Here is a 333-nt window from a genome sequence, read left to right as displayed (position 1 = left end):
ATGGATTTATGATAAAAACTCTGGTTCCTATTTTTATCTAACAGCTGAAGGAAGTTCTGCACGAAATACTTGGGTAGGGAATTACTATCTAAAATCAGATGGTAAGATGGCAAAAAGCGATTGGATCTATGATAAAAATTATGGTTCTTATTACTATTTAACATCAGAAGGAAGCTACGCACGTAACAAATGGGTAGGTAATTACTATCTAAAATCAAACGGTAAGATGGCTAAAAATGAATGGGTAGATGGTGGCCGTTACTATGTTGATTCTGAAGGCAAAATGGTAATGGGTAAATGGGTAGATGGTGGTCGTTATTATGTAGGATACGA

1 pseudogene is annotated in these 333 nt (G+C 35.4%); it reads left to right on the top strand.

What is annotated here, in order from left to right:
- Positions 1 to 333, top strand: a pseudogene (locus ACESNQ_RS08655) (N-acetylmuramoyl-L-alanine amidase family protein); the annotation flags it as partial.

The organism is Streptococcus infantis, assembly GCF_964243025.1.
Taxonomy (GTDB): domain Bacteria; phylum Bacillota; class Bacilli; order Lactobacillales; family Streptococcaceae; genus Streptococcus; species Streptococcus infantis_N.
The sequence above is the reverse complement of the archived record's forward strand: the minus strand, read 5'-3'. Positions and strand labels throughout refer to the sequence as shown.